Origin of the sequence: Burkholderia dolosa (assembly GCF_902499135.1) — a bacterium.
Classification (GTDB): domain Bacteria; phylum Pseudomonadota; class Gammaproteobacteria; order Burkholderiales; family Burkholderiaceae; genus Burkholderia; species Burkholderia dolosa.
This window is the reverse complement of sequence record NZ_CABVPR010000037.1, coordinates 32,735-54,368: the sequence shown is the minus strand read 5'-3', so window position 1 is coordinate 54,368 and position 21,634 is coordinate 32,735. Positions and strand designations below refer to the sequence as shown.

The 21,634-nt window shown below is 68.5% G+C and carries 20 protein-coding genes; 14 read left to right on the top strand and 6 right to left on the bottom strand.

Annotation, left to right across the window (positions count from 1 at the left end; all coding sequences use genetic code 11):
* Positions 1-36 precede the first annotated feature (36 nt).
* Positions 37-1,476, top strand: a complete 1,440-nt coding sequence (locus tag BUB20358_RS17545) for an MFS transporter (protein ID WP_035973583.1) — start codon at positions 37-39, stop codon at positions 1,474-1,476.
* A gap of 359 nt (positions 1,477-1,835) precedes the next feature.
* On the opposite strand, the gene BUB20358_RS17540 is transcribed toward BUB20358_RS17545, so the two are convergent.
* Positions 1,836-3,698, bottom strand: coding sequence for an ABC transporter ATP-binding protein (locus BUB20358_RS17540; protein WP_035973586.1), 1,863 nt, complete (start codon positions 3,696-3,698; stop codon positions 1,836-1,838).
* 448 nt (positions 3,699-4,146) lie between these two features.
* On the opposite strand from BUB20358_RS17540, the gene BUB20358_RS17535 reads away from it, so the two are divergent.
* A complete protein-coding gene (locus tag BUB20358_RS17535) occupies positions 4,147-5,028 on the top strand; it encodes a Dyp-type peroxidase (protein ID WP_035973588.1) in 882 nt (293 codons plus the stop codon).
* Between the two features lie 137 nt (positions 5,029-5,165).
* Here BUB20358_RS17535 and BUB20358_RS17530 read toward each other — a convergent pair whose 3' ends face one another.
* Entirely contained in the window at positions 5,166-5,567 is a 402-nt protein-coding gene (locus BUB20358_RS17530; RefSeq protein WP_006765430.1) for an OsmC family protein, read from the bottom strand.
* A gap of 106 nt (positions 5,568-5,673) precedes the next feature.
* The gene (locus BUB20358_RS17525) at positions 5,674-6,591 is read right to left on the bottom strand and encodes a LysR family transcriptional regulator (RefSeq protein ID WP_035973590.1); all 918 of its coding nucleotides are present in this window, start codon (positions 6,589-6,591) and stop codon (positions 5,674-5,676) included.
* Positions 6,592-7,171: 580 nt separating this feature from the next.
* Between BUB20358_RS17525 and BUB20358_RS17520 the strand changes: the two genes are divergently transcribed.
* The 5 genes from BUB20358_RS17520 to BUB20358_RS17500 all read left to right on the top strand — a co-directional run bounded on the left by BUB20358_RS17520 (position 7,172) and on the right by BUB20358_RS17500 (position 12,385).
* The gene (locus BUB20358_RS17520) at positions 7,172-8,230 is read left to right on the top strand and encodes a helix-turn-helix domain-containing protein (protein WP_035975098.1); all 1,059 of its coding nucleotides are present in this window, start codon (positions 7,172-7,174) and stop codon (positions 8,228-8,230) included.
* Entirely contained in the window at positions 8,179-9,495 is a 1,317-nt protein-coding gene (locus tag BUB20358_RS17515) for an Nramp family divalent metal transporter (RefSeq protein WP_035973593.1), read from the top strand. Before BUB20358_RS17520 ends, BUB20358_RS17515 begins: the two co-directional genes overlap by 52 nt.
* Positions 9,496-9,575: 80 nt before the next feature.
* A complete protein-coding gene (locus BUB20358_RS17510; protein WP_006765434.1) occupies positions 9,576-10,166 on the top strand; it encodes a phosphatase PAP2 family protein in 591 nt (196 codons plus the stop codon).
* Positions 10,167-10,534: 368 nt separating this feature from the next.
* Entirely contained in the window at positions 10,535-11,323 is a 789-nt protein-coding gene (locus BUB20358_RS17505) for an SDR family oxidoreductase (RefSeq protein WP_035973595.1), read from the top strand.
* 45 nt (positions 11,324-11,368) lie between these two features.
* On the top strand, positions 11,369-12,385 hold the full coding sequence (locus BUB20358_RS17500; RefSeq protein WP_006765436.1) for an NADP-dependent oxidoreductase: 1,017 nt from the start codon (positions 11,369-11,371) through the stop codon (positions 12,383-12,385).
* A 61-nt stretch (positions 12,386-12,446) separates the two neighbouring features.
* On the opposite strand, the gene BUB20358_RS17495 is transcribed toward BUB20358_RS17500, so the two are convergent.
* The 3 genes from BUB20358_RS17495 to BUB20358_RS17485 all read right to left on the bottom strand — a co-directional run bounded on the left by BUB20358_RS17495 (position 12,447) and on the right by BUB20358_RS17485 (position 14,778).
* Entirely contained in the window at positions 12,447-13,499 is a 1,053-nt protein-coding gene (locus tag BUB20358_RS17495; RefSeq protein ID WP_006765437.1) for an AI-2E family transporter, read from the bottom strand.
* Positions 13,500-13,736: 237 nt separating this feature from the next.
* Positions 13,737-14,321, bottom strand: coding sequence for a BPSL1445 family SYLF domain-containing lipoprotein (locus tag BUB20358_RS17490; RefSeq protein WP_006765438.1), 585 nt, complete (start codon positions 14,319-14,321; stop codon positions 13,737-13,739).
* A 70-nt stretch (positions 14,322-14,391) separates the two neighbouring features.
* Positions 14,392-14,778 carry an ElaB/YgaM/YqjD family protein gene (locus tag BUB20358_RS17485; protein WP_035973597.1) on the bottom strand — a complete coding sequence of 129 codons (387 nt, stop codon included), beginning with the start codon at positions 14,776-14,778 and terminating at the stop codon, positions 14,392-14,394.
* A 799-nt stretch (positions 14,779-15,577) separates the two neighbouring features.
* Here BUB20358_RS17485 and BUB20358_RS17480 point away from each other — a divergent pair.
* From BUB20358_RS17480 to BUB20358_RS17450, 7 genes are all read left to right on the top strand, one after another.
* On the top strand, positions 15,578-15,931 hold the full coding sequence (locus BUB20358_RS17480) for a YciI family protein (protein WP_035973601.1): 354 nt from the start codon (positions 15,578-15,580) through the stop codon (positions 15,929-15,931).
* 162 nt (positions 15,932-16,093) lie between these two features.
* Positions 16,094-16,513, top strand: coding sequence for a YciI family protein (locus tag BUB20358_RS17475; protein ID WP_006765441.1), 420 nt, complete (start codon positions 16,094-16,096; stop codon positions 16,511-16,513).
* A gap of 18 nt (positions 16,514-16,531) precedes the next feature.
* Positions 16,532-16,951 carry a VOC family protein gene (locus BUB20358_RS17470; RefSeq protein ID WP_006765442.1) on the top strand — a complete coding sequence of 140 codons (420 nt, stop codon included), beginning with the start codon at positions 16,532-16,534 and terminating at the stop codon, positions 16,949-16,951.
* On the top strand, positions 16,948-18,216 hold the full coding sequence (locus BUB20358_RS17465; RefSeq protein WP_035973603.1) for an RNA polymerase sigma factor: 1,269 nt from the start codon (positions 16,948-16,950) through the stop codon (positions 18,214-18,216). Before BUB20358_RS17470 ends, BUB20358_RS17465 begins: the two co-directional genes overlap by 4 nt.
* A gap of 231 nt (positions 18,217-18,447) precedes the next feature.
* On the top strand, positions 18,448-18,870 hold the full coding sequence (locus BUB20358_RS17460) for a rubrerythrin family protein (RefSeq protein WP_006765444.1): 423 nt from the start codon (positions 18,448-18,450) through the stop codon (positions 18,868-18,870).
* A 187-nt stretch (positions 18,871-19,057) separates the two neighbouring features.
* Positions 19,058-20,395: a heterodisulfide reductase-related iron-sulfur binding cluster gene (locus BUB20358_RS17455; protein ID WP_035973606.1), complete on the top strand. Its 1,338-nt coding sequence runs from the start codon at positions 19,058-19,060 to the stop codon at positions 20,393-20,395.
* A 26-nt stretch (positions 20,396-20,421) separates the two neighbouring features.
* Entirely contained in the window at positions 20,422-21,003 is a 582-nt protein-coding gene (locus BUB20358_RS17450; RefSeq protein WP_006765446.1) for a DUF3501 family protein, read from the top strand.
* The last annotated feature ends 631 nt before the right edge of the window (positions 21,004-21,634 follow it).

The window sequence follows — 21,634 nt, the reverse complement described above, 5'->3', positions numbered from 1 at the left end:
GCCGCAGAACACGATATCTACAAGGAGACGAAGGACATGCAGCAGACCGTCACCGCGGGCGGCCCTCCGCTCGCCACGCCGAACGTACGCGTCGGCATTCAGCCCGGCGCCGACATATCCGCGCGCATGGATCGCCTGCCGGTCACGCGGCATCTGTGGATGCTCGTGTTCCTGATCTCGCTCGGCGGCTTCTTCGAAATCTACGATCTGATCTTCACCGGCTATATCGCGCCGGGCATCGCGAAAAGCGGGCTGCTCGCGACGACCACGCATGCGTTCTTCGGCTTCACCGGGATCGCGGGCTTCATCGCGGCCACGTTCGCGGGGCTGTTCGTCGGCACCTTCTGCCTCGGCTGGCTGCCCGACCGCTTCGGCCGCCGCGCGGTGTTCACGATATCGCTGCTGTGGTATTCGGCCGGCTCCGCGATCATGGCGTTTCAGACCACGCCGGAAATGCTGATCCTGTGGCGCTTCGTCACGGGCATCGGCGTCGGCGTCGAGATCATCACGATCGACAGCTATGTGACCGAAATCGTCCCGCAGCACATGCGCGGCCGCGCGATGGCGTTCAACCAGACGGTGATGTTCGCCGCGGCGCCGGTCGCCGCGATCCTGTCGTACTGGCTCGTGCCGACGACCGTATTCGGGCTCGACGGCTGGCGCATCGTCGTGCTCGCCGGGTCCGCCGGCGCGGTGCTGGTGTGGTTCATCCGGCGCGCGGTGCCGGAAAGCCCGCGCTGGCTCGCGTCGCACGGGCATCCCGCGCAGGCCGACGCGATCGTGCGCGACATCGAAGCGATCGTCGCGCGGCAGGCGGGCGCGCCGTTGCGGGCGCCGCTGCCGATCGTCGAGCAGCCGCGGCATCGGCGCGCGTCGTTCGCGGAGCTGCTGCAGCCGCCGTATCGGTCGCGCTTCGTGCTGCTCGTCGTGTTCAATCTGTGTCAGGCGATCGGCTACTACGGCTTCGCGAACTGGGTGCCGACGCTGCTGATCGGGCAGGGCATCACCGTGACGAAGAGCCTGCTGTATTCGTTCGTCATCGCGTTCGCGCTGCCGGTCGGGCCGCTGCTCGCGATGCTGTATGCGGACCGCGTTCAGCGCAAATGGCTGATCGTCGGCGGCGCGCTGGTGGTGATCGCGGCCGGCATCGCGTTCGCGTACGCGCGCTCGGTCGGGCTGCTGATCGCGCTCGGCGTGCTGATCAGTCTCGCCGGCCAGACGATCTCCGTGTGCTACCACGCGTATCAGGCCGAACTGTTTCCGACCGCGATCCGCTGCCGCGCGAACGGGCTCGTCTATTCGGCAAGCCGTATCGGCGCGATGATGTCGGGCTTCATCATCGCCGCGCTGCTGCGGGATTTCGGCGTGGTCGGCGTGTTCGCCGGGATTACCGGATGCATGCTGGTGGTCGTGCTGTCGATCGGGATTTTCGGGCCGCGCACGAACGGCAAGCGGCTCGAGGAGCTGTGTCGCTGAAAGCGCGTGCGTACGGCAGGCGCATGTATGCCGCGAGCGGCAAGGGGCGCGCGGCAAGCGGCCAGCGGCGAGCGGCAAGGGGCGAGCAGCGAGCAGCGAGCGGCGAGCGGCGAGCAGCAAGGGGCGAGCAGCGAGCAACAAGCAGCAAGCAGCAAGCAGCAAGCAGCAAGCAGCAAGCAGCAAGCAGCAAGCGGCGCAGCGCGCGACAGCCACAGCCAGCCGCGAATGAAAAAAAGGCCGTGCGGTGCGCACGGCCCGAGTTCAACGGGGGCGATCGGCGTTTCGACAGCGGGCGGCGTGAGTTGCGACGCCGCCGCGCCGCGCCGTCGCAAGAAGCGGCTGCGTAGCCGCTTCTTCGCTCACGCCTCCGCAGGCTCGCCGAGCGGCCCCGCATCGCCGCCGACCGTACGCCGCGGCGGATCGGCCAGCCCCTTCGCGAGCTCCAGCGCCTGCCGCTCGAACAGCCGGCGGTAGATGCCGCCGTCGATGCGGATCAGCTCGTCGTGACTGCCCTCCTCGATCACGCGGCCGCGATCGAGCACGAGCAGCCGGTCGAGCGCGCGCACCGTCGACAGCCGGTGTGCGACGACCAGCGTCGTGCGGCCGATCATCAGCCGCTCCATCGCCTGCTGGATCAGCACTTCGCTTTCGCTGTCGAGGCTCGACGTCGCTTCGTCGAGGATCAGGATCGGCGCGTCGGCGAGGAACGCGCGCGCGATCGCGACACGCTGACGCTCGCCGCCGGACAGCTTGATCCCGCGTTCGCCGACGAGCGTGTCGTAGCCGTCCGGCAGCGCGGCGATGAAGTCGTGCGCGCTCGCGAGCCGCGCGGCGCGCTCGATGTCGGCGCGGCTCGCGTCGGGGCGCGCATACGCGATGTTCTCCGCGAGCGTGCGGTGGAACAGCACCGGTTCCTGCTGGACGATCGCGATCTGGCTGCGCAGCGAGTCCTGCCGTACGTGCGCGATGTCCTGCCCGTCGATCGTGATGCGGCCGCCCGACACGTCGTACAGGCGCTGGATCAGCTTGATGAACGTCGTCTTGCCCGATCCCGAATGGCCGACGAGGCCCACGCGCTCGCCGGGCGCGATCCGCATCGAGAAGTCGTCGTACAGCGGCACCGGATGGTTGCCGTAGCGGAACGTCACGTGCTCGAAGCGGATGTCGCCGTCGGTGATCCGGATCGCGGGCGCGTTCGGGCGATCGTCGATCCCGAGCGGCTGCCGCTCGAGCGCGACGAGTTCTTCCATGTCGTTGACCGAGCGCTGCAGGTTGCGGATGTGCATCCCGACGTCGCGCAGATAGCCCTGCAGCATGAAGAACATCGTCAGCGCGAACGCGATGTCGCCGACGCTCGCCTCGTCGCGCGCCCACAGCCGCAGCGCGACGCCGATCATCGCGGCCTGCATCGCGACGAGCATCGCGCCTTGCAGCCCGCCGTTGAACGTGCCGCGCACCCACGTGCGGCGCGTGCGCTGCCGCCACTTCGCGATCACGCGTGCGAGCCGCGCTTCTTCGCGCGCTTCCGCGCCGAACGCCTTGACGACGGCGTTGCAGCTCACCGCGTCCGCGAGCGCGCCGCCCATGCGCGTGTCCCACAGGTTGCCGAGCCGCGCGGCCGGCGCGACGATGCCGAGCGACACCGCGACCGTCACCGACACGTACAGCAGCGAGCCCGCGCCGACGACGAGCCCCATCACGGGCCAGTGCGTGCCGAGCAGCACGGTCGCGCCGACGAGCATCGTGACCGACGGCAGCAGCGCGATCAGCACGGTGTCGTTCAGCAGGTCGAGCGCCCAGATGCCGCGCGTGATCTTGCGCACGGTCGAGCCCGCGAAGCTGTTCGCGTGCCAGTCGGTCGAGAAGCGCTGCACGCGGTGAAACGACGCGGCGGCGATCTCGCTCATCATCTTCAGCGTCAGCGTGATGATGTTCAGGTAGACGCCCTGGCGCAGCAGCGTCGCGCCGATGCCGAGCGCCGCGAGCGCGCTGAACGCGGCGAGCGCCGCATGCCACGCCGCGGCGCGGTCGGTGAGGCCGGTCGACAGCGCGTCGACGAGGCGGCCGGCGAACAGCGGCGTGAGCACGTCGGCGAGCGCCGCGAGCAGCGCGAGGATCGCGACCGCTGCAATGCGCACCGGCTGCCGGCGCCAGTAACGGAACGTGAAGCCGAAGACGGCCTGGAAAGCGTGGCCGCCCAGATGGGTGGTTTTTCTGGTCATGTATCGTTGCCCGGCGCATCGCGCGACGGGACTTTCCGGTTCGGAGAACGTCGAAAACGCAACAGCCGGAGCCGCGCGCATGACGCGGGCGAATGAAACGGGCTGTCGGGAAAACGCGCTGGCGGGCTCGTTAATGAAGCACTGCTCGGGAGCCGGCGCGGGCGACGGGCTGGATCAGCCGCGTCGCGAGACCACGTTCGGGAAGGCTGCTGGCATTCGGAACATCTGCACCTCCCTGAAGTGAACGTTGAAAGGACGTCGAAAAAAGACGTGCAGCGATTCTATCAGCAGTGCTCGCGCGGCCGCAACGTCGGACGAATGCCGCGTTGCCGCGTCGATACGGTTAGTATTCAGGGTTTTGGCCCTTCTTTCGCGGGCGTCGCGCGCCGCGCCCGCGCCCAGCCGACATCGGCCCGCAGCTTCACTTCGATACATTCCCGAGGAAACGATGAGCGACGTTCAGCAAGGCATTCTGGCTCCGATCGACACGGCGGCCCGATACCTCACTTTCACGATGTCGAACGACGGCAGCGTGCCGGCTGCGCTCGCCGCGCTGCGCGGGATCGTCGACGGACGCGATACGGTGGTCGGATTCGGACGTGCGCTGGCCGCGTACGTCGGCCGTCCGGTGCCGGGGCTCGTCGACTATCCGGCGTTCGCGGTGAACGACCGCACGCTGCCGATCACGCCGGCCGACGTGTGGGTGTGGCTGCGCGGCGACGATCGCGGCGAAATCGTGCTGCGCGCGCGGGCGATCGAGCGTGCGCTCGCGCCGGCGTTCGTGCTGCAGGACGTCGTCGACGGGTTCCGCTATTCGAACGACCGCGATCTGTCCGGCTACGAGGACGGCACCGAGAATCCGACCGGCGACGACGCGCTGGCCGCCGCGATCGTCGCGGGGCAGGGCGCGGGGCTCGACGGGTCGAGCTTCGTCGCAGTCCAGCAGTGGGTGCACGATTTCGACCGGATGGAGCGCATCGCGTCGGCCGACATGGACGACATCATCGGCCGACGCCGCTCGGACAACGAGGAGCTCGACGATGCACCCGCGTTCTCGCACGTGAAGCGCACCGCACAGGAGAGCTTCGAGCCCGACGCGTTCATGCTGCGCCGCTCGTCGCCGTGGGCCGATGCGCGCCGCGCGGGGCTGTACTTCGTCGCGTTCGGCCGGTCGTTCCGCGCGTTCGACGTGCAGATGCGCCGGATGAGCGGCGCGGACGACGGAATCGTCGACGGACTGTTCCGCTTCACGCAGCCGCTGACCGGCGCGTATTTCTGGTGCCCGCCGATGAAGGCGGGCAGGCTCGATCTGTCCGCGCTCGGGCTGTAAGCAGCGCGCAGCCGAACGCGTCGCGAGACGCGTGCCGGCATCGACGAACGGGCGGGTCGCGCGGCGTGCGCGGCCCGCCCGTCGTGCGTTTCGGCGCTCGAATCGTCGACGCGGTGCCGGTGCCGACGCCGCGCGCGTCAGTTCAGCGTCGTTTCGATCCGCGTGCCGCGCTTGATGAACAGCGTGACCGGCGTCTTCTCGCAGATCTCCGCCGCGCGCCGGCGCTGCGTGTCGTCGAGCGGGCCGTCCAGCGTCACGACGCGGCGCACGTATTGCTGCCCTTCGCGATCGGCATGCAGCTCGGTACGCACGCCGATACGCACGGCCGGCCACTGCTTGCGCTGCATGTACATACGCAGCGTCGCGGCCGTGCACTGCGCGAGACCGGCGAGCACGAATTCGTACGGGGCGGGCCCGAGGTTCCCGCCGCCTTCGCGCGGCGCTTCGTCGCCGGTCAGCGCGTGCGTGCCGGCCTGCAACTGGACGACGTAATCGGGCGCGTCGGCTTCGAGCGTGGCGGTAGCGTGGATCAGCGACATGGGAGGGCTCCGGTAAGCGGGACAGGAACGCGCGGCAGCGTAGCCGCGCGGCTGGCGCCAGCATACCGTGCCGCACGCGGCCGCACGCGCACGCGTGCGCCGGCCGTCATCCGTGGCCCGCGCTGCTGCGCACCAGCGCGGCGATGCGCTTGCGCACCCACCGATGCGCGCGATCGGCATCGCGGGACTCGTGCCAGTACGCGAGCAGCGGAAACGGCTTCAGCTGCAACGGCAGCGGCTGCACGGCGATCGGCAGCAGCGCGGTCATGCGCAGCGCGTAGGTGCGCGGCAGCGTGACGAGCAGATCGCCGGCCGCCGCGATCTGGCACGCGGCGAAGTAGTGCTGGCACACGAGCTGGATATGGCGCAGGCGGCCATCGTTGCCGAGCAGCACGTCGAGCGACTGCGGCTCGCCGAGCGACGACACCGCGATATGCCGCGCGGCGAGATAGTCGGCGCGCCGCAGCGGTTCGCACGCGAGCGGATGATCGCGCCGCATCGCGACGACGAGCGCGTCGTCGAGCAGACGCTCGGTCGCGATCCGCGCGCCGGTCTGCACGCGGCGATCGATCGCGAGATCGAGATTGCCCGATGCGAGCTCGCGCTCGATGTCGCGCACCGCGACGCGGCGGCTCACGAGCCGCACGCCGGGCGCTTCGGCCGCGAGCGCAGCGACGATGCGCGGCAGCGCGATCGACTCGAGCACGTCGCGGATGCCGACCGCGACGTCGAGCTCGAGCGTCGCGGGATCGAATGCGGCCGGGTCGCGCGCGGTGCGCTGCAGACCTTTCAGATGCAGCTGCACGTCCGCGATGATCGAACGCGTGCGCTCGGTCGGTACGACGCGGTTGCCCTGGCGGACGAACAGCGGATCGTCGAAATGTGCGCGCAGCCGGTTCAGCGCGTGCGTGACGGCCGGCTGCGTCAGATGCAGCTGGCGGGCAGCCGCGCCGATGCCGCCGTGCACGTAGATCGCGTCGAGCACGCGGAACAGGTTCAGATCGAGGCGGTGGTCGGCAGGCACGGGACGGGCGGCGGCGGCGTGGTCGGGGACGACCGATTCTAAGGGATGCGCACGCGAAGCAACCGCGTGGTTCGTTCGCGCCGCTTGTGGTCCTTTTACTCCGTTTACCGCTTGCACCGCTCGTACCGCACGCACCGCACGCACCGCACCGCACCGCACGCACCGCACCGCACGCACCGCACCGCACCGCACCGCACCGCACCGCACCGCACCGCACCGCACCGCACCGCACCGCACCGCACCGCACCGCGCAAACGTACGCGTCTCGACGCGCACGGCGAATGCGCGCCGGCCGCGCTGCGCGATTCTGCATCGGCATACCGCGGGCGCCCGGCAGTCTGTAGTAATCCGCCATGATGCTGTCCGCGTCGGCCATTTCGCGCCGGCCGCGGGGGCGTTCGGCTAAGATGCCGACGCTTCATATTTCAAGATGGCCGTCCTGTCGCACGCGATCAAAAATCCAACTACAAGCCGGACAGTTCGACGGTATTAGAAGAAGTCGAAACGAGAGTCGGGGGCTTGGCCAGTGAATGCAGCACAGCAGCGGTGGGTCGTGATCTATCTGAGTACGGGGTTTTCGCTGGCCCAGGCCGCGCGTGTCGGCGAGGCCTTCAATCTGGCGAACCGCCTGCATGCGCTCGGCGCGGATTACCAGCTGAAATACGTATCCGAGCGCGGCGGGCTCGTGCAGTCGTCGTCGGGCGTGCAGATCGCCGCCGATCCGCTGGACGACGATCACGGCCGCTGCGCATACGCGTTTCTCCATCTTCACGGCGAGCGCGTGACGGTGAGCTGGAACGACGCATTGCGGCGGCGTCTCGCGGACGTTCGCCGGCATGCGCGCTGGATCGTCGATGCGGCCGACCTGCCGGCGCTGGCCGCAGCGCAGCCGCCTGCGCACCGGCCGCCGAATGGCGCGCCGCACGACGCTGCGGCGACGCTCGAGCGGCCGCCGCGCGAGACCGACGTGTTCGCCGCCGTCCTCGACATGTTCCGCGCCGATTTCGGCGACGGCGCCGCGCAGGAAATCGCGTCGAACATGCTGCGGCCGATCGAGCAGCGCTACGTGCAGTCGATGTGGGCGTTTCGCGAACTGAGCGCGAGCCCGTCGATCCGGATGTCCGCGCAGTGGCTGCGCGCGCGCAGCGTGAACCGCGTGTCGATCGCGGAAGCCGCGCGCGCCGCCGCGATGAGCGAGCGCAATTTCCTGCGGCGCTTCAAGAAGGAGATCGGCGTGACGCCGACCGAGTTCGTGCAGCACGTGCGGCTCGAACGCGCATGCCACATGCTCGTCCACACGATGCTGCCGGCCGACAAGGTCGCGCGCCGCACCGGATTCGGCAGCGGCGAGCGTCTCGCGAAGCTGTTTCGACAGCGCATGCTGATGTCGCCGACCGAGTTCCGCATCGCCGAACGCGAGCGGATGCTGACCGATGCGGGTGCGTCGCCGCACGCGGATGCCGGGTCCGCGAACGGCGCGGCCGGCCGCGAACGCCCGCTGCGCGGCGGCGCGCGGGCCGACGCACGAGAGGCCGCGGCGCGGATCACCGTAAAATCGCCGTATCGCGATCTCGACCCCCGGCTTTCATGTCCTTCCTGCCCACCACCGCCACCGCCCCCTTCTGCCCGTCGGAAGTAAAGGGCAGCATCACGATCGACGCGCGCGCATCGCGCTGGCTGAAGCTCAAGCGCTTCTTCGGCCCCGGGCTGCTCGTCGCGATCGGCTACATGGATCCCGGCAACTGGGCGACCGACATCCAGGCCGGCTCGCAGTTCGGCTACGCGCTGCTGTGGGTCGTCGCGTTCTCGAGCGTCGCCGCGATCTTTCTGCAGATGCTCGCTGCGCGGCTCGGCCTCGTCGCCGGCAAGGATCTCGCGCAGGCGAGCTACGAGCGCTACGGCCGCTTCGGGCGCATCGTGCAGTGGGTGACCGCGGAAGTGTCGATCATCGCGTGCGACATCGCGGAGGTGCTCGGCTGCGCGCTCGCGTTCAAGCTGCTGCTCGGCGTGCCGCTCGCGTGGGGCATCGTGCTGACCGCGCTCGACACGCTGATCGTCCTCGGCCTGCAGGGCAAGGGCTTTCGGCAGATCGAGGCGATCGTGCTCGGGCTGATCGCGACGATGGCGTTCTGCTTCGTCGCACAGGTCGCGATCACGCCGCCGAACTGGCATGCGGTCGCGGCCGGGCTCGTGCCCGGCGATCCGGGGCACGACCGCAAGGACGCGATCGTGCTCGCGCTCGGCATCGTCGGCGCGACGATCATGCCGCACAACCTGTATCTGCATTCGTCGGTCGTGCAGACGCGGCACGTCGTCGGCGGCACGCGCGGCGTGATCCGCGACACGCTCGCGCTCGTGCGCGTCGACACCTGCGTGTCGCTGTTCGTCGCGATGCTCGTCAACGCGGCGATCCTGATCGTCGCGGGCGCCGCGTTTCATGCGACCGGCAAGACCGACGTCGCCGACATCGAACAGGCGTACCGGCTGATCGTGCCGATCGCCGGCGGCGCGGCCGCGCTGCTGTTCGGCATCGCGCTGCTCGCGTCGGGGCAAAGTTCGACGCTGACCGGCACGATCGCCGGCCAGGTGATCATGGACGGCTTCCTGCACACGAAGATTCCGTGCTACCAGCGCCGGCTGATCACGCGCGGGCTCGCGCTCGCGCCGGCGCTGATCGGCGTGCTGTGGCTCGGCGACAACTCGGTCGGGCAGCTGCTGGTATGGAGCCAGGTGCTGCTGAGCCTGCAGCTGCCGTTCGCGATGTGGCCGCTGATCCGCTCGGTCAGCGATCGCCGGACGATGGGCGAGCATACGATCGGCCGCGCAATGCAGGCCGTCGCGTGGGTGCTGTTCGTCGTGATCACCGGCACGAACCTGCTGCTGATCACCGGCGTCGCGGGCTGATACAGCCTGTCACACGCTGACACAGACGCGGCTCGCGCATGCGCTAAACTGCCGCCTTCCCTGGCCGTTCGAAGTCGATGATGTGGAGTGAAATCAGCAACATAGGCGATGCCGCGCTGACGCTGCCGATCGCGCTCACGTGCGCGGCATGGCTCGCGCTGTCGAACTGGACGCTGGCCGTGCGCTGGGTCGCGCTGCTCGCGGCCGGCATGATCGTGGTCGGCGCGACGAAGATCCTCTATGCGGGCTGCGGCGTCGAGATCCCGCAATTCGATTTCCGCGTGATCAGCGGCCACACGATGCTGTCGACGTCCGTATGGACGGTCGCGCTGTCGATGCTGTGGCAGGCGTTCCGGCCCGGCAAGGCGCCGGGCGTCGCGGCCGGGCTCGCGATCGGCGCGACGACGGCCGTCGCGCGCGTGTTCGATCATTCGCACACGGTGCCGGAAGTCGTCGCCGGCTGGCTGCTCGGTGCGGCCGTCGCGCTGGTGTTCCTGCACGCTTACGATCGCGCGCAAAAGCGCGCGTTCTCGCCGCGCGTCGCGGCCGTCTGCCTGCTGCTCGTGTCCGGCATCGCGTACGGGCATCGCGCGCCGTTCCAGCAGATGATCGACGCGCATTCTCCTCAGCTCTGCGCGTTCATGCGCGGGTCGCCGGGCGACCGGTTCTGAGCCGTTGGTTCGCTGCGTTCCGGCATGCGGAGGCCCCCGCGTGCCGCGCGGCCGGCCGCCATATTGCCCGTCGATTCGTTCTCCGTCCGCTCTTGCCGAAGCGCTGCCGCGGCCCGGCGCCGCTCGGCAACGACGCACCGCCGGTCATGAACTGCGCGTATGACCGGCCATCACGAATATTCATTTCATTGCCGGGCCGCATTCGCGTACGCTGGCCGTCGTTCGGTGCCGGCCGCGCATGCTGCGGGCGAGACCGCACCGCCGTCTCGATATACTCGCGAGACCGCGGGCGAGTCGACCGACGTACGCGCGGCCACGACCGTCGCGGCGCCGAGCCGCGACGACGATTCACGACAGGAGCAGCTCAGATGACAGTCGTTTCTCCGCGCCTCGCGGGCAAGTGCGCGTACATCACCGGTGCGGCCGGCGGCCTCGGCCGCGCGATCGCGCGGCGGATGGTCGAGCAGGGCGCGCGCGTATTCGTCACCGACATCGCCGATTCCGCGGTGCTCGACGCGTTTGCGCAGGAACTCAATGCCGGCCAAGCGGCGCCGGTCGCGTTCGCGGCGACGCAGGACGTGCGCGACGCGGCGCGCTGGCAGACGCTGCTCGCGCAGGCGAACGAAGCGATGGGCGGGCTGTCGGTGCTCGTCAACAACGCGGGCGTCGGATCGATCGGCGCGCCCGAACAGATCGACCTCGACGAATGGCGGCGCGTGATGGCGATCAACGTCGAGAGCATCGTGCTCGGCTGCAAGCATGCGCTGCCGTATCTGAGCGCGAGCCGTCCCGCGTCGATCATCAATATCTCGTCGGTGGCGGCCTTCAAGGTCGAGCCGGATTTCACCGCATACAACGCGTCGAAGGCGGCCGTCGCGTCGCTGACGAAGTCGGTCGCGATCGATTGCGCGCGTCGCGAACTCGACGTGCGCTGCAACTCGATTCATCCGGCGTTCATCCGCACGGGCATCGTCGAGCCGCTGTTCCGCACGCTCGGCGAGCGCGACGCGACGCGCAAGCTCGCGCGCGGCATTCCGCTGCGCCGGCTCGGCGAGCCGGACGACGTCGCGCATGCGGCCGTCTATCTGGCGTCCGACGAAAGCCGCTTCGTGACCGCTGCCGAACTCGTGATCGACGGCGGGATGTGCGCGGTCTGACGCACATTTCGCCGATTCCGTCGCCTATCTCCGGAGGAGCCCATCGTGTCGACACTCGTCAATCGCCAACTGCTGCTGAAAACGCGTCCGGAAGGCCGCGTCGGCCGCGAACACTTCTCGCTCGTCGAGACGCCGGTGCCCGCGCTCGCGGATGGCGACGTGCTCGTTCGCGTGCTGTATCTGTCGATGGACCCGACCAACCGCGTATGGATGAGCGACGTGCCGCAGTACCTGCCGCCGGTCGCGATCGGCGACGTGATGCGCGCGCTCGGCATCGGCCGCGTGGTCGCGTCGCGGCATGCGGGTTTCGCGGAAGGCGATCTCGTGCAGGGGCTCGTCGGCTGGCAGGACTATGCGCGCGTGCCGGCCGAGCAGGCCGCGCAGCTCGTGAAGCTGCCCGCGCAGTCGGGCTTGCCGTTGCCGACGTTGCTCGGCGCATGCGGGATGAGCGGCCTGACCGCGTACTACGGGCTCACGGAGATCGCGCCGGTGCAGCCGGGCGAGACGCTGGTGGTATCGGCGGCGGCCGGCTCGGTCGGCTCGATCGCCGGGCAGATCGGCAAGATCCACGGTGCGCGCGTGGTCGGCATCGCGGGCGGCGCGGACAAGTGCCGCTACCTGACCGACACGCTCGGGTTCGACGCGGCCGTCGACTACAAGGCCGACGATTTTCGTGAGCAGCTGAAGGCCGCGACGCCGGACGGCGTGCACGTGAACTTCGAGAACGTCGGCGGCGACGTGATGCGCGCGGTGCTGTCGCGAATGGTGATCGGCGGACGCATCGCGCTGTGCGGCGTGATCTCGAACTACAACAGCGGCCGCGCGGCCGACGACGTCGGCGTGCTGATCTCGAAACGGCTGACGATGCGCGGCTTTCTGATCCTCGATTACCGCAAGAGCCGCGAAGCGGTGCAGACGCTCGCCGGCTGGCTGCGCGACGGTCGGCTGAAGGCGGAGGAGACGGTGGCCGACGGTCTCGAGAACGCGCCGGACGTGCTGAACCGCCTGTTCGACGGCGACCATCGCGGCAAGCTCGTGCTGCGCGTCGATCCGGCTGCGTGAACGGTGCGGCGTGCGCGCCGCGCGGTGAACGTCCGCGCGGCACCGCATCCCGCGTGCGAGCTCATTCCGACTGCTCGGAACGCGCGTAGATGTCCCAGCTCGCCATGAACAGCGCGGCGACGAGCGGCCCGATCACGAAGCCGTTGATGCCGAACAGCGCCATCCCGCCGAGCGTCGAGATCAGCACGACCCAGTCGGGCATCTTCGTGTCCTTGCCGACGAGAATCGGCCGCAGCAGGTTGTCGACGAGGCCGATCACGCCGACGCAGAACGCAACGAGGATCACGCACTTCCAGATCGCGCCGGTCGCGAGGAAGTAGAGCGCGGCCGGCACCCAGACGAGGCTCGCGCCGATTGCCGGCAGCAGCGACAGGAATGCCATCAGCGCGCCCCACAGCACGACGCCCTGAATGCCGAGAATCCAGAAGATCAGCCCGCCGAGGATGCCCTGCACGAGCGCGACCGCGATGTTGCCTTTGACGGTCGCACGTACGACCGTCGTGAATTTCGCGAGCAGCAGGTTCTTGTGCTCTTCGTCGAGCGGCAGCGCGCGGCGCACGCGGCGGCCGATCTCGCCGCCGTCGCGCAGCAGGAAGAACACCATGTAGAGCATCACGCCGAAGCTGACGATGAACTGGAACGTGTTCTGCCCGATGCTCAGCGCCTGCGCGGCCGCGAACTGGCTGATCTGCGCGGCGCCTTCGGTCAGCTTCTTCTGGATGCCGGGGATGTTGGTCAGCCCGTATTTCGCGAGCAGATGCTGGATCGACGTCGGCAGCGCGTGAATGATGTCCTGGAAATACTTCGAATAGTTCGGCTGCGCGTCCTTCAGCTCCTGATACACGTACGCGATTTCCTGCACGAGCGTCGCGGTGACGAACACGAGCGGCAGGATCACGATCAGCACGATCAGCGTCAACGTCAGCAGCGCGGCGACGTTGCGCCGCTTGCCGAAGCGCGCCGCGAACCAGCGCTGCACCGGCTGGAACAGGATCGCGAGAATCGTCCCCCAGAACACGGCCCCGGAGAACGGCGCGAGAATCCAGCACAGCCCGACGGTGACCGCAAACAGCAGGAAATAAAAGAATTTTTCGTGATCGTGTCCGCTATCCATGAGTGGCGTTCGCGCAGATTGGTGCTTGGTTTGATCGAATCTCGTTGCCTCGCGCGCGATCCGCTCGCGAACGTCGGGTTCGCGGCAAAGCGCGCGGCGGGGCGGCCCGAACGGGAGTATGCCCGCAAAGGTGCCGCGATCATAGCCGCTGCGCGCCGCGCATGCGAAAACGCCGCGGGCGGAGCCGCGGCGCTGCGGGACGGACGTCGGACGCGGCGCGTGCGCCGCGCCGGAACGTCAGATGTTGAGCTTGGTGACCTTGGTGCCGTTGACCGACAGGTCGCCCATCAGGCCGGCGTTGGTCAGCACCAGCACCTGCACCGGCGCGCTCGCCGTGTTCGTGTCGACCGCGCCGTTCGCGCCGACCTTCACGACGGCGACCGACGCATCGGCGCCGGCCGACCAGCCGTCGGAGCGGCGGAACTGGTCGAGCGCTTCCTGCGTCATGAACAGGAACACGACCGCCTTCGATTGCGCGCCGGCCTGCAGGCCGACCGACAGCGACGACGTGTTGTAGTAGCCGACGGTGCTGCCGCCGACACGCAGTGCGCCGTTGCCGGACTGCGCGCCGACGATGAAGCCGGCCTGCAGCACGTTCGGGAACACGAGCACGCCGCGCGCCTTCGACACGAGGTCGCGCGAGCCCGGCACGGTCGAATAGAGGCGCGACAGCGTCGCGTTCACGCTCGCGTCGATCGACTGGCGCTTGGACGCGCTCGCTGCCGCGTTATCGGGTTTGTTCGGCGTGGTCGTGCAGCCGGCGAGGGCGAGGCTGCCGAGCATCACGGCGGCGGCGGCTTTCATCGCGAGGGATTTCTGCATGGCGGTTCTCCTTCGTTCTCTGATTGAGGATGGACGGGGCGCGGGGCGGACAGCGGTGCGGCCGCCCCGTTCAACGGCGGGCAAGCAGCAGCCCTGCGGCGAACGCGAGGCCGGCGACGACGCCCGCGGTCTGCCACGGGTTGTCGTGCACGACTTGCGCGACGCGTTCGGCCGAGTCGCGCAGCCGTGCGGCGGCGTTGCCGGATGCGTAGTCGAGCGTGCTGCGCGCTTCGTCGAGCCGCGCCTGCACGCGCTTGCGCAGCGCCGCGATATCGCCGTCGCCGTCGTTTTTCAGCAGAGCTTCGAGTTCGTCGACGAGCCCGCGCAGATCGTCGGTCACGTCTTCATGCAGATCGCGCGCGGCCGAGCGCGTCGTGCGGCCCACGCGGCGTCCGGTGCGACGGATATCGGACAGCCCGCGATCCAGCTTGTGTTCGATCGAGTCGGTGAGCGCCATGGTGTTTATCCTCCTTCGATTCCAGGCAAATTGAAGATGACAAGGCTCCCTGCAACTGATGTGATTCCAATGACCCCACTGAGTTTCGGGACAAATTTTCAATTCGTCGGCCGGGTCGCCGGCATCCGTTGTTGCGCGGTGACGCGCGGCGGTTGAAAAAAATTTCGCGACGAAACCGTGCCGCGTCGCAGGCAGTTGCACGAAGTGAAGGTCCCGCCAATATGGCGTCGCCCCTGCGAGTCGGTAAATAGTGCCGTTGCAGGTTTCACGTTGATGCAAATGCACTAGGCGGCGTTCGACGATGGAGCAGCGTTCGTGCCCGATACGTGCACGACATGCGGCTGGCGGCGTGCGCGGCGGCGTCCCCGCATCGCGATGCGTGTGTTGCGGCCGCGCTCCGTCCGCTTGCAATCCGGCGCGCAGCCGCTTCCTGCGTGCCGGCAGCGGAACGCGCGCTCCGGCCGGTGCGCGCGTCGAAAGCGGCGGCCCACGCGGCCGTTTTCGCGCACGGGCGATCGATAATCGACGGCTCGCGACGCGGTGAACCGAAAGCGGCAGTGCGTAATACGCCGACTATGGCGCCGGCGTTTTGTAATCGCGCATGGGTCGGCGTCCGTGCAGGTGCCGACATCGGCATCGCGTCCTGGCGGCAACACGTCGGGAAGCGGCCGTAACGATCGTTCGACCCTTGGCCGGATGGCCGACGATGCAGTCAGACGGCGTTTCGGCTGCTACGCTTGCATCGTCGTCAAACCGCGGGCGGACGGAATCGAACGCACCGCGCCTCCAGGAGATCTTCATGTCGTACATGCTGTTGATTGTCGAGCCGGCCGGCCAGCGCGCCGAACGCACGCTCGAGGAAGGGCAGGCGCTCTATGCGCGAATGGTCGAATTCGCGGACACGCTGAAGGCGCGCGGCGTGCTGCGCGGCGTCGAATCGCTCGAGCGCTCGGATCGCGCGACGCGCGTGCAGGTGCGCGACGGCCAGACGCGGCTGATCGACGGGCCGTTCGCCGAGGCGAAGGAAATGGTCGGCGGCTTCTTCATCGTCGACGTCGACACGCGCGAGGACGCGATCCGGCTCGCGCTCGAGTGTCCGGCCGCGCAATGGTGCACGGTCGAAGTTCGGGCGGTCGCCCCGTGCTATCAGTGAATGCCGCGATGTCGCGCCCGTTCACGCCGCTAGCGTGAACGACTTCTAGGTATTTACCCTGATTCGTCGCGCGGCGCGTCGATCCGGCCGCGTTTCGCCCGTCGTCAGGACAAGGCGTCGAAAACGGCGCCGTCTTCTTCTACCGACGACAAGGAGAGCGCGATGCGATTCATGATCATGATTCGGGCGAACGCCGTCAGCGAATCCGACGCATTGCCGGACGACCGGTTGGTCGACGCGATGACGACCTATCACGAGGAACTGGCGAAGGCAGGCGTGCTGCTCGACGCGAACGGCCTGCGGCCGAGCTCGCACGGCTGGCGCGTGCGCTATACGGGCGGCAAGGGGCGCGTCGTCGACGGCCCGTTCGCCGAGACGAAGGAGCTGATCGCCGGCTACACGCTGATCCAGGTGCGCTCGCGCGACGAGGCGCTCGAATGGACGCGCCGGTTCCCCGCACCGTTCGGCGCCGGGATGGACTGCGAGATCGAAGTGCGCCCGCTGTTCGAGCTCGACGATCTGACGCCGAGCGATGCGGTCGAGCGGTTCCGCGAACTCGAGATCGGCCGTCGCGCGGTCTGAAGCCACCAGGAGAAAGCGATGCACAAGATGGTCTTCATCAATCTGCCGGTGGCGGACCTGCCGCGCGCGAAGGCGTTCTATCACGACGGGCTCGGCTTCGACGTCGTCGCGGCGTATACGAACGAGCAGGCGGCCTGCATCCGGATCGGCGACACGATCTTCGCGATGCTGCTCGTGCGGCCGTTCTTCCAGACCTTCACCGGCAAGACGATCGTCGAACCCGCGACGCATGTGCAGATGCTGCCGTGCCTGTCGTGCGACAGCCGCGCGGAGGTCGACGACGTCGTCGCGAAGGCGCGGGCGGCCGGCGGCGCGGTCGTGCGCGAGCCGCAGACGTATCCGGGCATGTACGGCCACAGTTTCGCGGATCCGGACGGCCACGAATGGGAGTTGATATTCGTCGAGCAGGACGCGACCGCGCAGGGGCACGCGTCGTGACGCGCGAGGCGACCCATCGTGCGATCGAAGCGGTCTGGCGAATCGAGGCGCCGAAGATCATCGCGCGCGCGGCCCGCGTGGTGCGCGACGTCGGCGTGGCGGAAGAGCTCGCGCAGGACACGCTCGTCGCCGCGCTCGAGCACTGGCCGGTGGACGGCGTGCCCGACAACCCGGCCGCGTGGCTGATGACGGCCGTGAAGCGTCGCGCGCTCGACCGGGTCCGGCAGGAATCGCTGCATGCGGCGAAGCGCGACCAGCTCGGCCACGAAATGGATGCGCTCGACGCGCACGTCGTACCCGACATCGCGGACGCGCTGGCCGACGCGCGCGACGACGACATCGGCGACGACCTGCTGCGGCTGATCTTCACGTCGTGCCACCCGGTGCTGTCGACCGACGCGCGCGTCGCGCTGACGCTGCGGCTGCTCGGCGGGCTGACGACAGGCGAGATCGCGCGCGCGTTCCTCACGCCGGAGCCGACGATCGCGCAGCGGATCGTGCGCGCGAAGCGCACGCTCGCGGCCGCGCGTGTGCCGTTCGAAGTGCCGTCGGCGGACGCGCGACCCGCGCGGCTCGCGTCGGTGCTCGAAGTGATCTACCTGATCTTCAACGAAGGCTACGCGGCGACCGCCGGCGACGACTGGACGCGCCCCGCGCTGTGCGACGAGGCATTGCGGCTCGGCCGCGTGCTCGCGGGGCTCGCGCCGAACGAGAGCGAAGTGCTCGGGCTCGTCGCGCTGATGGAGCTGCAGGCATCGCGGATCCACGCGCGCACCGACGCGCAGGGCCGCCCGGTGCTGCTGCTCGACCAGGACCGCAGCCGCTGGGATCCGCTGCTGATCCGGCGCGGGCTCGCGGCGCTCGACCGCGCGACGAAGCTCGGCGGCGTGCGTGGCCCGTACGCGCTGCAGGCCGCGCTCGCCGCGTGCCATGCGCGTGCGCGGCACGCGTCGGAAACCGACTGGGCGCAGATCGTCGCGCTGTACGACGCGCTGGCCGAAGTCGCGCCGTCGCCGGTCGTCGAACTGAATCGCGCGGTGGCGGTCGGGATGGCGTTCGGGCCGGCCGCGGCGCTCGAACTCGTCGATGCGCTGCGCGACGATCCGGCGCTGGTCCGCTATCACTGGCTGCCGAGCGTGCGCGGCGACCTGCTCGCGAAGCTCGGCCGCACCGACGAAGCGAAGGCCGAATTCCGCCGCGCGGCGGAACTGACGCGCAACGAGCGCGAGCGCGAACTGCTGCTGCGGCGCGCGACGGACGCGTAGCCGATCGCCGCCGCCGGCTCGGCGCCTTGCGCGAAACGCGTCGCATTTCCACGCCGCCCGCGAGCGCGCCGCCGCACTATCGGCCGCATTGAAAAAGCCTATTGGGGGATGCGAACGCGAACGCCTAGATTAAAGAGCACGATACGTGCGCGCTCCGCGCCCGCATCGCTCCCCACATCCATCACCGGCCCGGCTTCGCACGCGGCCGCGCCGACTCGAACGGAGGCGCACATGGCTCAACTCAAGGGCAGCAACACCGAAGCGAACCTGAAGGCCGCATTCGCGGGCGAATCGCAGGCGAACCGGCGCTATCTGTATTTCGCATCGAAGGCCGACGTCGAAGGACAGAACGACGTCGCCGCGCTGTTCCGCTCGACCGCAGAAGGCGAGACCGGTCACGCGCACGGCCACCTCGAATATCTGGAAGCGGTCGGCGATCCGGCGACTGGTCTGCCGTTCGGCTCCTCGCGGCTGAATCTCGAATCGGCGATCGCCGGCGAGACGCACGAATACACCGACATGTATCCCGGCATGGCGAAGACGGCCCGCGAAGAAGGCTTCGACGAAATCGCGAACTGGTTCGAGACGCTCGCGAAGGCCGAGCGCAGTCACGCGAACCGCTATACGAAGGCGCTGGAAAGCCTCGTCGACTGACGGGCCGCCGCAGGCTGCACGGCCGCGGCCGCGCGTCGCGCAAGCGGCAACCGGCAACCGGCAACCGGCAGGCAAGCGGCAACCGGCAGGCAACCGGCAGGCAACCGGCAACCATTCGTCCCGATGCTGCCCGCTGCGCGGCGGGCGGCGCGTTCGCGCGCGCATGCGCGTCATGCTGGAGCGTCCCATGCCACACAAGGAAGGCAGCCTCGAAGCCCCGACCCGGCATCCGCTCGACTGGCAGTCGGACGGGTTCTACGACCAGTCGGCGATCGATGCGGAAATGACGCGCGTGTTCGACATCTGCGCGGGATGCCGACGCTGCGTGTCGCTGTGCGGCGCGTTTCCCGCGCTGTTCGATCTCGTCGACGACACGCCGAGCGGCGACGTCGCCGACGTGCCGAAAGCCGCGTTCGGCAAGGTCGTCGACCAGTGCTACCTGTGCGACCTCTGCTACATGACGAAATGCCCGTACGTGCCGCCGCACGCGTGGAACGTCGACTTCCCGCACCTGATGCTGCGCGGCAAGGCGGCGCGCTACAAGCGCGGCGAAGCGGCGTTGCGCGACAAGCTGCTGTCGAATACCGATGCGCTCGGCCGTCTCGCCGGCATTCCGGTGGTCACGCACGCCGTCAACGCGGTGAACCGCACGCCGCCCGCGCGTCACGCGCTCGAAGCGGCGCTCGGCGTCGATCGCCGCGCGTGGCTGCCGGAATTCGCACCGCGCAAGTTCCGGCGCGCCGCGCGGCCGTCGGACGGCCCGGCCGTGCGCGACGGCGAGCGCACGCCGGGCAAGGTCGCGATCTACGCGACCTGCTACGTGAACTTCAACGAGCCGGGCATCGGCCACGACCTGCTCGCGATCCTCGCGCACAACGACATTCGCTACGAGCTCGTCGCGCGCGAAGCGTGCTGCGGGATGCCGCTGCTCGAACAGGGCAATCTCGACGGCGTCGCCGCGAAGAAGGCCGCGAACATCGCGGTGCTCGAGCGTTATGCGCGCGACGGCTATGCGCTGATCGCCGCGATTCCGAGCTGCGTGCTGATGTACAAGAGCGAGCTGCCGCTGATGTTTCCGGACGACGAAGCGGTGCGCGCGGTCGCCGACGCGTTCTGGGATCCGTTCGAATACGTGATCGCGCGGCACCGCGACGGGCTGCTGAAGACCGATTTCAGGACGGGGCTCGGCACCGTGTCGTATCACGTGCCGTGTCATGCGCGCGTGCAGAACATCGGCCGCAAGACGGCCGACACGCTGTCGCTCGTGCCCGATACGCGCGTGAACGTCGTCGAGCGCTGCTCGGGCCACGCGGGCACGTTCGGCGTGAAGAAGGAGTTTCACGCGGACGCGATGCGTATCGGCACGCCGGTGTTCAACGCGATGGCGCAGCCGGAACCCGACTTCATCGCGTCGGACTGCGCGCTCGCCGGCCATCACATCGCGCAGGGCATCGACGAGAAAGGACTGCCGGGCGCGCCGCTCGCGCATCCGCTCACGCTGCTGCGCCGTGCATACGGCATCTGACGCGACCGACGAACGAGGCACCTCCGATGACGCTGACCCGAGACTCGCTGCTCACGCTCGAAGCGTACGCGAAGATCCGCAAGGCCGAACACGCGCGGCTCGTCGCGTACAAGCGCCGCCGCGCGGTCGCGCTCGGCAACCATCTGCGTTTCCTGTTCGAGGACGAGACGACGATCCGCTATCAGATCCAGGAGATGCTGCACATCGAGAAGATCTTCGACGAGGCGGGCATCGAAGGCGAGCTGGACGCGTATCTGCCGCTCGTGCCGGACGGCACGAACCTGAAGGCGACGATGCAGATCGAGTACGAGCACGAAGCCGAGCGGCGTGCGGCGCTCGCGCGGCTGATCGGCATCGAGGATCGCGTGTATCTGCAGGTCGACGGCCATCCGCCGGTGTTCGCGATCGCCGACGAGGATCTCGACCGCGACAACGCGGAGAAGACGTCGGCCGTCCACTTCGTGCGCTTCGAGCTGAGCGAGCCGATGCGCGCGGCGCTCAAGCGCGGCGCCGCGCTGTCGATCGGCTGCGATCATCCGGCGTACGCGCTGCCCGCGCAGCGGATCGACGCGGACGTCGCCGCGTCGCTGACCGGCGATTTGCGCTGAAGCAACCAGCGTGCGCGGGGCACTGCGCGAAGCGCTCGCCGCCGCCTGCGCGGTTGCATGACGGGCAACCGCGCACGTTCCGCGTCACGTCGCTTTCATTACCCGAAGAGAAACAATTAAAAGATTGTGCATCGAGATAATGCCACCGGCCGGTATTTGAACGATTTACCGATCCATAAATATCTTGTTACGAATTTCTGCCGAATTTACCGATTCACGGCTGCAATTCCGGAGATTGTTACCGTGCGGGGTCGGAACGCTCGGCGCGCCGCCAGCAGCGGGCTTCGCACGCTCCCCGGAGAGCCCCGCCGGACGGGGCTTTGCAGCGCCGCGCATAACGATCGCGTAAAAAAATTCAAGCGTAAATGGATTGCGCATTCCTGGCAGGTTGTTTCAGTACGTAACATTAAGTCATTGTCATATTGAGATAAACCCTAGCGATGGTATGCTTCGTGCACAAAAATTCCCACATTGGAGTGAGACCGTGATTTGTGCGCCATTGCCGGGAATTGAGGCACCGTGAAAGTGCGGTTCCGAGCCGGCATGCACGACAAACCGGATAAACCATAATGTGCAACCTGGCTGCCCCGCGATGCGACGCGTCGCGACGGCACCGCCAATCGCAGCCCCG

What these genes read in the sequence shown, in the direction of transcription:
- BUB20358_RS17475 (WP_006765441.1), top strand. Translation starts at nt 16,094, where the DNA reads ATGCGATTCATGATCATGATTCGGGCGAACGCCGTCAGCGAATCCGAC.
- BUB20358_RS17530 (WP_006765430.1), bottom strand. Translation starts at nt 5,567, where the DNA reads ATGTCGCTGATCCACGCTACCGCCACGCTCGAAGCCGACGCGCCCGAT.
- BUB20358_RS17510 (WP_006765434.1), top strand. Translation starts at nt 9,576, where the DNA reads ATGTGGAGTGAAATCAGCAACATAGGCGATGCCGCGCTGACGCTGCCG.
- BUB20358_RS17485 (WP_035973597.1), bottom strand. Translation starts at nt 14,778, where the DNA reads ATGGCGCTCACCGACTCGATCGAACACAAGCTGGATCGCGGGCTGTCC.
- BUB20358_RS17505 (WP_035973595.1), top strand. Translation starts at nt 10,535, where the DNA reads ATGACAGTCGTTTCTCCGCGCCTCGCGGGCAAGTGCGCGTACATCACC.
- BUB20358_RS17545 (WP_035973583.1), top strand. Translation starts at nt 37, where the DNA reads ATGCAGCAGACCGTCACCGCGGGCGGCCCTCCGCTCGCCACGCCGAAC.
- BUB20358_RS17460 (WP_006765444.1), top strand. Translation starts at nt 18,448, where the DNA reads ATGGCTCAACTCAAGGGCAGCAACACCGAAGCGAACCTGAAGGCCGCA.
- BUB20358_RS17490 (WP_006765438.1), bottom strand. Translation starts at nt 14,321, where the DNA reads ATGCAGAAATCCCTCGCGATGAAAGCCGCCGCCGCCGTGATGCTCGGC.
- BUB20358_RS17515 (WP_035973593.1), top strand. Translation starts at nt 8,179, where the DNA reads ATGTCCTTCCTGCCCACCACCGCCACCGCCCCCTTCTGCCCGTCGGAA.
- BUB20358_RS17535 (WP_035973588.1), top strand. Translation starts at nt 4,147, where the DNA reads ATGAGCGACGTTCAGCAAGGCATTCTGGCTCCGATCGACACGGCGGCC.
- BUB20358_RS17480 (WP_035973601.1), top strand. Translation starts at nt 15,578, where the DNA reads ATGTCGTACATGCTGTTGATTGTCGAGCCGGCCGGCCAGCGCGCCGAA.
- BUB20358_RS17455 (WP_035973606.1), top strand. Translation starts at nt 19,058, where the DNA reads ATGCCACACAAGGAAGGCAGCCTCGAAGCCCCGACCCGGCATCCGCTC.
- BUB20358_RS17470 (WP_006765442.1), top strand. Translation starts at nt 16,532, where the DNA reads ATGCACAAGATGGTCTTCATCAATCTGCCGGTGGCGGACCTGCCGCGC.
- BUB20358_RS17450 (WP_006765446.1), top strand. Translation starts at nt 20,422, where the DNA reads ATGACGCTGACCCGAGACTCGCTGCTCACGCTCGAAGCGTACGCGAAG.
- BUB20358_RS17495 (WP_006765437.1), bottom strand. Translation starts at nt 13,499, where the DNA reads ATGGATAGCGGACACGATCACGAAAAATTCTTTTATTTCCTGCTGTTT.
- BUB20358_RS17540 (WP_035973586.1), bottom strand. Translation starts at nt 3,698, where the DNA reads ATGACCAGAAAAACCACCCATCTGGGCGGCCACGCTTTCCAGGCCGTC.